Origin of the sequence: Neisseria sp. HMSC03D10 (genome assembly GCF_001807625.1) — a bacterium.
Classification (GTDB): domain Bacteria; phylum Pseudomonadota; class Gammaproteobacteria; order Burkholderiales; family Neisseriaceae; genus Neisseria; species Neisseria mucosa.
Window position 1 is genome coordinate 276 of the sequence record NZ_KV789587.1, and the last position, 11,699, is coordinate 11,974.

At 47.3% G+C, this 11,699-nt stretch carries 11 protein-coding genes; 5 read left to right on the forward strand and 6 right to left on the reverse strand.

What is annotated here, in order from left to right:
* The first annotated feature begins 54 nt into the window (after positions 1 to 54).
* On the forward strand, positions 55 to 639 hold the full coding sequence (locus HMPREF3066_RS09050; RefSeq protein WP_049222544.1) for a hypothetical protein: 585 nt from the start codon (positions 55 to 57) through the stop codon (positions 637 to 639).
* 316 nt (positions 640 to 955) lie between these two features.
* Here the strand turns inward: HMPREF3066_RS09050 and HMPREF3066_RS09055 are convergent, their stop codons facing one another.
* From HMPREF3066_RS09055 to HMPREF3066_RS09075, 5 genes are all read right to left on the reverse strand, one after another.
* Complete coding sequence (locus HMPREF3066_RS09055; RefSeq protein ID WP_070442337.1) at positions 956 to 1,636, reverse strand: SIR2 family NAD-dependent protein deacylase; 681 nt, start codon at positions 1,634 to 1,636, stop codon at positions 956 to 958.
* Positions 1,637 to 1,681: 45 nt separating this feature from the next.
* Positions 1,682 to 1,882, reverse strand: a complete 201-nt coding sequence (locus HMPREF3066_RS09060; protein ID WP_003742720.1) for a hypothetical protein — start codon at positions 1,880 to 1,882, stop codon at positions 1,682 to 1,684.
* Positions 1,883 to 2,226: 344 nt separating this feature from the next.
* Positions 2,227 to 3,003 (reverse strand): ferredoxin--NADP reductase, encoded by a 777-nt coding sequence (locus tag HMPREF3066_RS09065; RefSeq protein WP_003756710.1) that lies wholly within the window; start codon positions 3,001 to 3,003, stop codon positions 2,227 to 2,229.
* Between the two features lie 210 nt (positions 3,004 to 3,213).
* On the reverse strand, positions 3,214 to 4,626 hold the full coding sequence (gene thrC / locus HMPREF3066_RS09070; RefSeq protein WP_070442339.1) for a threonine synthase: 1,413 nt from the start codon (positions 4,624 to 4,626) through the stop codon (positions 3,214 to 3,216).
* A gap of 142 nt (positions 4,627 to 4,768) precedes the next feature.
* Positions 4,769 to 5,146, reverse strand: a complete 378-nt coding sequence (locus HMPREF3066_RS09075) for a hypothetical protein (protein ID WP_016688279.1) — start codon at positions 5,144 to 5,146, stop codon at positions 4,769 to 4,771.
* A gap of 145 nt (positions 5,147 to 5,291) precedes the next feature.
* On the opposite strand from HMPREF3066_RS09075, the gene HMPREF3066_RS13390 reads away from it, so the two are divergent.
* From HMPREF3066_RS13390 to HMPREF3066_RS09095, 4 genes are all read left to right on the forward strand, one after another.
* Complete coding sequence (locus HMPREF3066_RS13390; protein WP_070442343.1) at positions 5,292 to 6,731, forward strand: hypothetical protein; 1,440 nt, start codon at positions 5,292 to 5,294, stop codon at positions 6,729 to 6,731.
* A gap of 64 nt (positions 6,732 to 6,795) precedes the next feature.
* Complete coding sequence (locus HMPREF3066_RS09085; protein WP_003756699.1) at positions 6,796 to 8,109, forward strand: replication-associated recombination protein A; 1,314 nt, start codon at positions 6,796 to 6,798, stop codon at positions 8,107 to 8,109.
* A gap of 168 nt (positions 8,110 to 8,277) precedes the next feature.
* On the forward strand, positions 8,278 to 8,493 hold the full coding sequence (locus tag HMPREF3066_RS09090) for a hypothetical protein (protein ID WP_040668071.1): 216 nt from the start codon (positions 8,278 to 8,280) through the stop codon (positions 8,491 to 8,493).
* 71 nt (positions 8,494 to 8,564) lie between these two features.
* The gene (locus tag HMPREF3066_RS09095; protein ID WP_003756693.1) at positions 8,565 to 8,891 is read left to right on the forward strand and encodes a low molecular weight protein tyrosine phosphatase family protein; all 327 of its coding nucleotides are present in this window, start codon (positions 8,565 to 8,567) and stop codon (positions 8,889 to 8,891) included.
* A 137-nt stretch (positions 8,892 to 9,028) separates the two neighbouring features.
* Here HMPREF3066_RS09095 and HMPREF3066_RS09100 read toward each other — a convergent pair whose 3' ends face one another.
* Positions 9,029 to 11,509, reverse strand: coding sequence for a TonB-dependent receptor (locus HMPREF3066_RS09100; protein WP_083286439.1), 2,481 nt, complete (start codon positions 11,507 to 11,509; stop codon positions 9,029 to 9,031).
* Between the last annotated feature and the right edge of the window lie 190 nt (positions 11,510 to 11,699).

Below are 11,699 nucleotides of genomic sequence, written 5' to 3' on the forward strand. Positions count from 1 at the left end.
TGTTGTGTAAACAACGCGACAATTTTCTACATTTTAAACTAACAGGAATTAATCATGGAAATTGGTCATTTTGTAACGATTTTAACGTCTCTTATAGCTGTATCTTTAACGCTTCAGAATTTTTTCAAACAAAAATGGTGGGAAAGAAAAGAAAAAATCTATTCGGAATCAATTGAAAAATTACAAGAAATACAAATCATCCTATTCCGCTGCAAAATGGATTTAATTAATATAGATAAATTCCATTTTGATCATGAAGATATCAGATATGAAAACCATGTGATGCTACACAATAGAATCATGGAATTATTACTATTATGTGATGAGTTCAAACTTTATGTGTGCAAATTGTTCCCATATTTTTTCAGACCATCACTAGAAAAAATAACTGACATCTCTAACAACCTGAGTAACTATTTACTATATCTTCATGATTATCTTGGAAGTGATGAACCTATTGATTTTGATAATATAGATTCACGAAATGAGATACTTTCATCTTTGAACAAAGCTAACAGTTATTTAAGTTCAGAGATGCAACAATTTGCGTTTTACATGAAATTGGATTTAAAGATAAACATAAAATATTTTATTTATGGATATCTGCTACAAATAAAATCCCTTTGGAGCAAACCGTAGCGTGGGCTCTGCCCACGAAAACCACCACCAAACCTATCTTTAAAAAATTCAAAGAAACCCTTATCCATCGTCATTCCCGCGCAAGCGGGAATCCAGGCTTCGGCATTTCGGAATGATTTCAAAGCTGCCATAACTTTAAACTTCCGGATTCCTGCCTGCGCGGGAATGACAGCGATAGGTTAGTCATCTAGGGGCAAGAGTGAAGACAATATCCACTCTTAACATTTAAACTTCCCGCCAAACAATCTCCAACCCGATAACTCCATACAATACCAAAGGTCGTCTGAAACTTCTTCAGACGACCTTTCCTTAATTCTCAAACCCGACCAATCAAATACTCGACCAATGCCGGCACACCTTCTGCCGCGCGTTTCGGAATCACTTCGACATCCGCGCCCACACCTTGCGGGTTCGGATCGACCAGATAGCGTTCCGCATCGGGCGGCGCGTAATGAATCAGCGAAGCTGCCGGATAAACCTGCATTGACGTGCCGACAATCATGACCACATCCGCATTGCGCATTTCCTCGACCGCCGCGTCAAACATCGGCACTTGTTCGCCGAAAAACACGATATGCGGGCGCATCGGATTGCCTTGGCTGTCGCGCACATCCTCGGTCTGCTCGCCGGTAAATTCGATGATTTCGTCTTCATCGACGGTACTGCGCAGTTTGTTCAGCTCGCCGTGCAGGTGCAATACTTTGCTGCTGCCTGCCTTCTCGTGCAGCGCGTCCACATTCTGCGTGATGATGTGCATATCGTAATATTGCGCCAGCTTGACCAACGCCAGATGCGCGGCGTTCGGCTCGGCGGCGTTTGCCTGAAGCCTGCGCTGGTTGTAAAAATCAATCACGAGCTTGGGATTGTTCGCCAAGGCTTCGGGCGTGCAGACATCTGTAACCCTATGCCCTTCCCACAAACCGCCCGCATCGCGAAAAGTCAGCAACCCGCTGTCGGCGCTGATTCCCGCGCCGGTCAGGACAACGCATTTTTTCATTGTTCGGACTCCTTATGCCGTCTGAAACCAATATTGCCAAACGGCTCAATCGTCCGGATGGAAACGCGCGGCTGCACGCTCTTTGGCGGCGGTTTCCTTGTCTTTCAATTTCGTTCCCAGACCAAGGCGTTTTTCATATTCCGATTGCGGCGTATCGTCATCCTGCATACCGAACGCGCTAGCGTTGACCCAAAGCGCGAGAAGCGAAACGACAAAGGCGCAAAAACCTATGATGTACCAAAACATTTGTTTTCCTGTATTTTTGATGTGCAACAATGAAGGGCGCGATAATCGGCAATGAAACGGCAGATTGGAAAGGAGTAAATTCAAATAAGAAATACCTGCCGCGGCAATCACGGTACAAATATTTTCTATTTGAAGCCACTGTCAAACAGTCAAACTGCCTACCTGCCGCCTTTCATATAGCGGTTTGTAAAGATATGAAATGTATCACAAAGCCGATTTGATATAAATTCTCCCGCCTGATTCTTTCATTCGTTTACCTATTATCGGTTTAAAAGCCAAAAGGTCGTCTGAAAAGTTTTCATAACTTTTCAGACGACCTTTATCTATCCTTAAAAACAAAACCCTTATTGATCCACAAACGCGCGCTCAATCAGGTAGTCGCCGCGTACGCCGGTTTTCGGGGATACGGTCAGGCCGAAATCGTCCAGAACTTTGCAGGTGTCTTTCAACATGGCCGGGCTGCCGCAGAGCATGGCGCGGTCGTCTTGCGGGTTGATTTTGGGCAGACCGATGTCTTCAAACAGTTTGCCGCTAACCATCAGGTCGGTCAGGCGGCCGTGGTGTTCGTAGTCTTCGCGGGAAACGATGGGGTAGTAAATCAGTTTTTCTTTAACCAAGTCGCCGAGGTATTCGTGTTCGGGCAATTCTTTGGTGAAGCGGTCGTAGTACGCCAAATCTTTTTTGTAACGCACGCCGTGTACGAGGATGATTTTTTCAAATTGCTCGTAAATTTCGGGGTCTTTGGTGATGCTCAAGAAGGGGGCGATACCGGTACCGGTGCTCAACAGGTAAAGGTGTTTGCCGGGATTCAGGTCGCCGGCAACCAAAGTTCCGGTCGGTTTTTTGCTGATTAACACGTCGTCGCCGACTTTAAGGTGTTGCAGGCGGCTGGTCAGAGGGCCGTCTTGGACTTTAATGCTGAAAAATTCGAGGTGTTCTTCCCAGTTGGCGGAGGCGACGCTGTATGCGCGCATCAGCGGCTTGCCGTCCACCATCAATCCGACCATGACGAATTGGCCGTTTTCGAAGCGCAACGATTCGTCGCGGGTGCAGGTAAAGGTGAAATACGCATCCGTCCAGTGGTGTACGGACAATACTTTTTGGGTATTGAATGCTGCCATTTGAGTTTCCTGTCGGTAAATCCGTCTGAACACGCGGGTCGGGCGGATGATGGTTTTAAAAGGGTTTTCAGACGACCTGTCTCGCCTGTGAATAGATAATGTCGAATTAGAGCAAACGCGCAATTTTAAACGAAAATATTTATCATCACAATGCTTGCTGTCTCGTAGAGGTCGTCTGAAAACTTTTCAGACGACCTCTCGGACAACGCCTTACTTGTCTAAGATTTCGCGAATGATTTCTTTAACGGCGGCTGCATTGTTCGGCGCGACTCGGACGCGCTGCGGCAATTTTTCCAAGCCTTCCAGCGCGGCGGGGCGCGGAATGGCGACATCGCCGACGGCTTCGCGTATGGTCGCATCGAATTTTGCCGCCAACGCAGTTTCCAAACAAACAACCGTCTCCCCTTCTTCGCGCACTTCGCGGGCGACTTTTACGCCGTCGGCAGTGTGCGGGTCGATGAGTTCTTTGTCTTGTTCGTAAACCTGCTTGATGGTGGCGAGGCGGTCGGCGTGGGTAGATTTGCCGGAAGTAAAGCCATATTTGCCGCCGACTTTTTCCAAGGCAAACTGCAAATCAAAACCCTTGCCCGCCGCGACTTCTGCCCACAGCGTATTGATTTCCTGAGGATCGCGATCCATCAGGTCGAACACGAAACGCTCGAAGTTGGACGCTTTGGAAATGTCCATAGACGGGCTGGAGGTAACATAAGTATGCTCGCTGTTGCGCGGGCGGTATGCGCCGGTTTTGAAAAACTCGTCCAACACATCGTTTTCATTGGTCGCAACAATCAGGCGGCGGATAGGCAAGCCCATCTGTTTGGCGATGTGTCCCGCGCAAACGTTGCCGAAGTTGCCGCTCGGCACGCAGAAGCTGACCTGCTCGTCGTTGCTTTGCGTCGCCTTGAAATAGCCCGCAAAGTAATAAACCACTTGCGCGACGATGCGTCCCCAGTTGATCGAATTGACCGTACCGATATGGTATTTTTCCTTGAACGCTGCATCGTTTTGTACCGCCTTCACAATGTCCTGACAGTCGTCAAACATCCCCTTCACGGCAATATTGTGAATATTCTCGTCTTGCAGGCTGTACATCTGCGCACGTTGGAACGCGCTCATTTTGCCGTCGGGCGACAGCATAAATACATTCACGCCCTTTTTACCGCGCAAGGCATATTCCGCAGCCGAACCCGTATCGCCGCTGGTCGCGCCCAAGATATTGAGTTCCCTGCCCTTTTTGTTCAACACATATTCAAACGCGTTGCCCAAAAACTGCATCGCCATATCCTTGAACGCCAGCGTCGGGCCGTTGGACAAGGCTTGGATTTTGATGCCGTCGGACAAAGTACGCACAGGCGTGATTTCCTTAGTGCCGAACGCCGCTTCCGTATAAGTACGGTTCACAATATCGCGCAAATCGTCCGCCGGAATATCCGTTACAAACAGGCTCATCACCTCAAACGCCAGCTCCGGATAGCTCAAACCGCGCCACTTGTCCAAAGTCTCGCGGCTGACCTGCGGATAATGTTCCGGTAGCATCAAACCGCCATCGGGCGCAAGCCCCATCAACAAAACCTCACTAAACGGTTTATGCGCCGTCTCGCCGCGCGTACTGATATATTTCATGATTTCTTCTCTATAAAAACAAAAAATTGCCGATCAAAATAAGAAACCCGCCTGCGAACCATTCCGCAAGCCGCCCTATTCCGACCTTAATCCACTATAAACTTTCAGACGACCCCGATACACAGAGGTCGTCTGAAAAACATCATCTATACAAACGCTTGAAACAAGCATTGACGGTTTTCACCGTTACCGACGCAATCGCCCGATCGCGCGAAGAAGGATTCAAAACATCCATCAACTCTTGCGCGGACACCTGATTCGGCGCCTCCTCGCTCGCGCAGCCGCAGATTTTGTCTTCCCACTCGCGCTGCTTGTCCGCACTCATCGTCAGCGCGACCAAACGCCACTCATTGCGCTTGTTCAACTCCGAACGGCATTGATGATCGACCGCCATCTTCACCACGCTGCCGCCAATCCCCGTACCGCCGCCCAAACCGCCGAACGCCGAGTCAGAATCATAAGCGCAACCACCCAACAACGCCGCCACAGAAGCAACGGCAACCATCTTTTTCATATTCATAGCCATCCCTTGCCGCAAGGTCGTCTGAAACGCCCCGCAAAGTCTTTAAACAAACGCGTATTATACCGTAAGCGGTGTGAGATGGGGGATTGGGGAAAGTCGGGTATAATTTCGATATTTATTTAAAAATGGGGCATTTTTAAACATGAATCATTTTAAGAAAAACAAACAGAAACAACTTAGATCACTATTACTTCTAAAATCTTCAGAAGAGAAGGAAAAAGCAAGATTTATCGATTATTTAGAAATAACTGGTAAATTTTTTGCAGCTTTGGCTGTGCTTGGATTAATACTTGGAAGCTTTTTAACTCATCGCTATTTAAATTTTATAGGACAGCCCAGTATTTTCCCAGAAACAATGGCTTCTTCATCCAGCTTGACTGTTGTCTTATTTGTTTTTGCTTTAATTCTCTTAATTTTTGTTTTCCCATTTCTATCCCCATACTTACTAATATCCATTTCAAAAGAATTAAAAGCAGAAGGAATTAAAGTCAAAAATTTATTCCCATCTTTATTTGCTTCAACCTTAAGCCTTCCGATAATAGTAACATGCGCAATTTTTATTGATTCAATTGAGAAATATATATCATTAACATCAATAGTAGAGTTTTGCTTTGTGTTTACAATATTCTCGCCATATTTTATTTACATCATACAAGATAAAGTCAATTTCTCTCTCAATACGAAGTTCCGTATTAATTACAATAAAATCATTACATGCTTGAATTTCGATAAAATTTTTACAGCCTTACTCTATACAATATACTCAACCTATTTAATAATTATATGTTTTTTTGCCTTCATCCCATTACTATTTTGTTTCATTATTTATTACCTTTATTATTTTATAATAAATTTTAGTATTATAAAGAATAAAATTATTTTTATTATACCATATTTAAAATTATTACCAGCACTATTCCAAACATTGCTGATATGTTTATCAATGTTTCTCTATCCAATATTTTTTATAATTTTTGCATCGAACTGGCTTCCGGATGGTTATATTCAATATATCTTTTTGTATTTTTTATATTTCCTCACACTTCTTAATATTTACGCCGTAGCCAATGAAGTAAATTCAAAAAACAAAAATAATATACATACTTACACCCCTCCGGTTATATTGGCAATAACCTCATTCTTTGCAGCTTCGCTTCTTTCTAATAACTTTGCAACGCATATGCTTTATCCAACTCGTTTTGTAGAAGTTCCCAAAAATTCTTCATGGTACCTATTACACAATAACTTCCAACATAACAACGGCACCCAAGAAATTAACGGGGTCGATAAAAATGATTTATTTAAGTTAAAACAAAATTTCAAATGTTCCATCCTTTCAGAAAAGGAAAAAGGAGAAAAAGGCATTATCTGTTCTTCGATTCCCGAACAGCGTAACAACGCTTTATATGGCTACATGGCTTGGAATCTGGGTGACACCAAAGTTTTCTGCCCACCAACTACTGACAATACCAAAGGAGAAAAAGAAGCTGATAAATTAGCCAATGAATGTGTCGTCATCAGCGGAAAATCCTTGCAAATATTGAATGAAAAATACATCGATATTATGCCCAAAGAGCGTTAATCCTCCTTTCAGACGACCTGCTATAATCCACGTCGTCTGAAAACCCTCTTTCACGGAAACCGCCATGTCCGACCTCTTCACCCGCCAACCCGATGCGCCGCTTGCCGAACGCCTGCGCCCGCATACGCTTGATGATGTTATCGGGCAGCAGCATTTAATCGGCGAAGGCAAACCGCTGCGTGTGGCGGTGGAAGGCGGGAAGCCGCATTCTATGTTGCTGTGGGGGCCGCCGGGCGTGGGCAAGACGACGTTGGCGCGGATTTTGGCGCAGAGTTTCAATGCCCAGTTTCTGCCTGTTTCTGCCGTATTTTCCGGCGTGAAAGACATACGCGAGGCAATCGATAAAGCCGAAATTGCTTTACAGCAAGGACGCGCGACGATTTTGTTTGTCGATGAAGTCCACCGCTTCAACAAGGCGCAGCAGGACGCGTTTTTGCCCCATGTCGAAAGTGGTTTGCTGACCTTTATCGGCGCGACTACGGAAAACCCGTCGTTTGAAGTCAATCCCGCGCTGTTGAGCCGCGCGCAGGTGTATGTTTTGCAATCCTTGTCTTCAGACGACCTCAAAAAGCTGATTGCCAAAGTATTGGCATTGCCCGAATACCGGGATTTCACGATTGAAGCCGATGCGCAGGAGCTGCTCGTCAATACCGCCGACGGCGATGCGCGCAGATTGTTGAATTTATTGGAGCAACTTTTACGCGCCGCCGACACACGTCGTCTGAAAACCCTGACCGCCGAATTTCTCGCCGACAGCCTCGGCGCGCAAATCCGCCGTTTCGACAAAGGCGGCGAGAGTTTCTACAACCAAATCTCCGCCCTGCATAAATCAGTACGCGGTTCGCATCCGAATGCCGCGCTGTATTGGTTCTGCCGTATGCTCGACGGCGGCACCGACCCGCGCTACCTTGCCCGCCGCATCGTGCGCATGGCGTGGGAGGACATCGGGCTTGCCGACCCGCGCGCCTTCCAAATCGCCAATGATGCCGCCGCCACCTTTGAACGCTTAGGCTCGCCCGAAGGCGAACTCGCGCTGGCGCAAGCCGTGTTGTACCTTGCCGCCGCCGCGAAATCCAACGCGGGCTACAAGGCATACAACCAAATGCGCCGCTTCGTCAAAGAAAACGCCAGCGACGAAGTGCCCGTCCACCTGCGCAACGCCCCGACCAAGTTGATGAAAGAATTGGGCTACGGACGCGAATACCGCTACGCCCACGACGAACCGAACGCCTACGCCGCCGGCGAAAGCTATATGCCCGACGGCTTGGACGAACCGGATTTCTACCAACCCGTCCCGCGCGGGCTGGAAATCAAAATCGGCGAAAAGCTGGAATGGTTGAAATCGCTGGATGAGGAAGCGTTGGATAAGCAGAAGTAAATGGCGTCTCGCATTTCAGACGACCTGTTCCACAACGACGGTCAAATGCTTGTATCGTCAAGCTAATTTGGCTACAATCCGATTTTCCTTTTTCTTGCTGAATAATCGAACACAGAAAAAATCGCGGCTGCTGAACCCGATTTCCGAAACGAAGTTAGAAAGCAGATAATGGACAATTTAGACCACAGTCGCAGCCGTGCATGGCGGCGGCATCAAGCAAAACGACCCAGCCATCGCGTACACGGCAAAAACCCTTCTGAGGGTAAGCTCGAGAAAAAGTGGGATTTGATGTATTTCCGCAGGAATAAAGTCAAACGCGCGCAAAAACTGGGCTTTGTTTACCCCTTCAGGCAGCATGAATTTGAAGCCGAATGGTTTGATTAACTTAAAACACATTTCGACTCAATCGAGATGATTTTCACAAGGCGGATATTTCTCCGCCTTTTTTAATTTCTATGAACGCACTTTTTATTTGCAGCCGCAACCAATGGCGCAGCCCCACTGCTGAAGCGGTATTCCGACGCTATCCGAACGTACAGACCCGTTCCGCAGGCACAAGCCCTAACGCACGGCACACCGTTTCCATCAACGACATCGCATGGTCGGATAAGATTTTTGTGATGGAACAAAAGCATAAAAACCGCCTGTCGGCGCAGTTTCCCCGCGCTTTGCAGCATAAGGAAATCATTGTTTTGGACATTCCTGACGATTACCGCTATATGGACGAAGAATTGATCGAGATATTGAAGGAAAGCGTCGAGCCGTATTTGTCTGACAGCTAGCATATAAGGCTCTGAATAAAAGAAGGTAAAGGGCATAAATAAGGTTTCAGACGACCCCAAAGGTCGTCTGAAAATCCAATCATCGAAAAGAAAAACCGGATTCCCATCAAAGGAATCCGGTTTATTTTATTCCAAACTTAGAAATTCATTCTGACGCCTACGCGGACGGAGCGGCCCGGCAGCGGTGCGATATATTTCAACATGGAGTTTTGCGGACGTGCGGTGCGGTTGGCAAGGTTGCGCGCATCGACAAACCATTCGGATGTTACCTTGCCGTGTTTGAGCGTATGACTCAAATACGCATCCCATATGGTATAGCCGCCCAACACAGGCTCTTTGTAGTTGGCAGCCATATGGCCGGTATGTTTGGCAGGACGGTAGCGCGTCAGGCTGCTGCCCACTTGCCAGCCGCCTTTGTTCCATGTCAAACCTGCTCCGTAGCGGGAAACAGGCATATTGGGCATGTAATAGCCGTTGTTGCGGACGCGGCTGCCGTGTTCTAAGGAAGTGTTGCGCTCGTCGTCCAAATCGGCGCGGTTGTGTACGAAATCGCCGAAAAGTCGTGCTTCCAATGTGCCGTATTTGTTCAGGTCAAACCACTGATTCAATTCCAACTCTAAACCGTGAAGTTGGGTATTGCCGGCGCGCCAATATTTGGTTGGAAGGCGTTGACCGCCATCGTGTGCCGCATCGACCAAGAAAGCATAATCTTTGAATTGGGTTCTGTACCAGCTTGCGCGAAGCCGTCCGTCTTTCCAACCGAATTCGCTGTTAAATTCCCAAGTTCTGGCGGTTTCAGGACGGAGGACATCGACCGCCCAGTGTGATTCGGCAGCCATCAGGGCATAGTGATCGCCGCCTGCGTACAACTCATTGACTTCAGGAGCGCGTTGCGAACGGCTGTATCGTGCGCCCAGCTTCCAGAAGTCAAATAAATCCACGCCTATACCGGCATGATAATGGTTCAAGCTGTATTTCAGACGACCCCGCTCTTCCAAACCTTTGACTGTCGAGCTGTTGCGTCCAGGTTTGTAATCGCCGATATCGACCGAGTGGCGAACCTGTCCGTGCCGCCAGCCCAACGAAGCATCCCAGTTTTTCCACTTGAAGTTTTCCAACGCGAAAATACCGTATTCTTTGCTGTCGGTATCAGGCAGATAGGCGTAGTTTCCGGTACGTTTGCCGTTGATACCGGAAGATTCCGTGCTGCGCTGTTTCCAATCCGCGCCCAGCGTACCTTTCAGCCAAGAGTCAACTTTGTGGTTAAACTCCAAACGGCTCTGGAAGGTTTTGCTGTCCAGCGTTTGCATTTTGGTATCGCCTAAATATTCTGAGGTAGGCGTTTGCGTATAAGCAGCTTGGAACTTGATGTTCTCTATCCACTGAGCCAACGGACGGTACATGGCCTCAGCCTGCCAACGGGTTTGCTGGGCGCGCACGGAGGCATACTCGCGTCCGGTTTTGTTAGAAGAGCCGCCATGATGATTGTGTCCGGATGAAGCAAAATTGTAATAGCCGAATCCGGCAATGCCTGATTTGCTTAAGAAGCGGCTGACAGACAAACCGACATAGCTGCGCTCGCCGATATGGCTCAAACCGAAAGCAAAGTTCTGATTGCTCAAGTGGCTGTTTTTTAGACGACCTTTTTCAACAGGCATATCATCCTTCATGGCATTGACGACCTTAATCCTGCGATCTTTGCTGCCGTCGTAAAGCGGATTCTCTACCCAATCGCCCCAAGATAGCTTATTCACTTTGTACAGCTCAGACTCGTCAGGCTCCGACCCATCGTTATAGCGTTTCCACTGGGCGATAAAAGCCGGAATATCTTTCGCGACATAACGGAAATGGCCTTTATTTAAAGTCTCGCTAATGTCCGGAGTAACCTGACATGCCCACATCAGACGCGAGCTGTAAATATTAGAAGGATCGTAACAGGCTGCCGGCTTGGAATCGCCGGGGATGCGGTAATCATCCGAATGGGTGTCCGCGCCCGACAAATGCCAAGCCACATTGCCTACCTTACCGTTTAATTTGAACGCGGCGACGCGCGGCGTATTGTAACCGCCGCTCACTTCCACTTTGCCGCCCACGTCTTTTTCAGGCAGTTGGCTCGCAATCACGCCTGTATCGACATCGACCGCACCGCCAATCGCATTACCGCCATACAGTACAGAAGCCGATGATTTCAAAATGGTAATTTTTTCCGCCATAAACGGATTGACCATCAACGGCAAATCAGGGCTTAAAGAAGAAGCGTCCGAAATACCCAATCCATTTTCACTGACATACACGCGCGAACCGCTCAAACTGCGGATTTGCGGCACGCCCGTATTCGGACCGTAAGCGTTGTTTTGAACGCCGGAGACTTGTTCCACAGTCTGTCCGAGCGATACGGCGCGCTTCGTCTTCAGATCATTCGTGGTCAAGACTTCACCGTTTTTCAGGTAGTCTTTTGCCCCAGGCTGCAAACGCCAGTTGTTAGAAGGTGCTTTTCCACTGACTTTAACTTCAGGCAAATCCACCTGTTGAACATCATCCGCAAACACTTGTCCTGAAAAAACAGCCAAAACAGCACACAACATTTTATTTTTATTGAAAAAGATATTTTGTTTCACCGTTCATCCTTTTTAGATAACACATCACGAAAGGCGATATGATATATCATTTTCTTTACCTAGAATGCGGATAACTTTATCTTTCTTTATGAACTTTGATTTTTGTCAATAGTTACAAAGAATGGTAAAAATTCTATTAAGTACACATAAAGAATTAATTATATAGTGGATTAAATTTAAATCAGGACAA

What these genes read in the sequence shown, in the direction of transcription:
- HMPREF3066_RS09065 (WP_003756710.1), bottom strand. Translation starts at nt 3,003, where the DNA reads ATGGCAGCATTCAATACCCAAAAAGTATTGTCCGTACACCACTGGACG.
- HMPREF3066_RS09095 (WP_003756693.1), top strand. Translation starts at nt 8,565, where the DNA reads ATGAACGCACTTTTTATTTGCAGCCGCAACCAATGGCGCAGCCCCACT.
- HMPREF3066_RS09075 (WP_016688279.1), bottom strand. Translation starts at nt 5,146, where the DNA reads ATGAATATGAAAAAGATGGTTGCCGTTGCTTCTGTGGCGGCGTTGTTG.
- HMPREF3066_RS09090 (WP_040668071.1), top strand. Translation starts at nt 8,278, where the DNA reads ATGGACAATTTAGACCACAGTCGCAGCCGTGCATGGCGGCGGCATCAA.
- HMPREF3066_RS09055 (WP_070442337.1), bottom strand. Translation starts at nt 1,636, where the DNA reads ATGAAAAAATGCGTTGTCCTGACCGGCGCGGGAATCAGCGCCGACAGC.
- HMPREF3066_RS09060 (WP_003742720.1), bottom strand. Translation starts at nt 1,882, where the DNA reads ATGTTTTGGTACATCATAGGTTTTTGCGCCTTTGTCGTTTCGCTTCTC.
- HMPREF3066_RS09050 (WP_049222544.1), top strand. Translation starts at nt 55, where the DNA reads ATGGAAATTGGTCATTTTGTAACGATTTTAACGTCTCTTATAGCTGTA.
- HMPREF3066_RS13390 (WP_070442343.1), top strand. Translation starts at nt 5,292, where the DNA reads ATGAATCATTTTAAGAAAAACAAACAGAAACAACTTAGATCACTATTA.
- HMPREF3066_RS09085 (WP_003756699.1), top strand. Translation starts at nt 6,796, where the DNA reads ATGTCCGACCTCTTCACCCGCCAACCCGATGCGCCGCTTGCCGAACGC.
- thrC (WP_070442339.1), bottom strand. Translation starts at nt 4,626, where the DNA reads ATGAAATATATCAGTACGCGCGGCGAGACGGCGCATAAACCGTTTAGT.